General features: G+C 67.3%; 1 protein-coding gene. It reads left to right on the top strand.

Going from position 1 to position 208, the window contains the following annotated elements; all coding sequences use genetic code 11:
* On the top strand, window positions 1-208 hold a 208-nt coding region (locus E4487_RS24245), incomplete at both ends, for an aldehyde dehydrogenase family protein (RefSeq protein WP_175254576.1).

Genomic DNA, 208 nt, shown 5'->3' with positions numbered 1-208 from the left:
CGAGGTGATGAAGAAGGTCAAGCAGATCAAGCGCGGCAACCCGCTGGACACCGACACCATGGTCGGCGCCCAGGCCTCGCAGCAGCAGTTCGACAAGATCCTCAGCTACCTGGAGATCGCCCAGCAGGAGGGCGCCCAGGTGCTCACCGGCGGGGCGGCCGAGCGCCTGGAGGGCGACCTGGCCAGCGGCTATTACATCCAGCCGACG

It is taken from the genome of Pseudomonas sp. BMW13, from assembly GCF_013357275.1.
In the GTDB taxonomy this organism is placed as follows: domain Bacteria; phylum Pseudomonadota; class Gammaproteobacteria; order Pseudomonadales; family Pseudomonadaceae; genus Aquipseudomonas; species Aquipseudomonas khazarica.
This window is presented reverse-complemented; position numbering and strand designations above follow the sequence as displayed.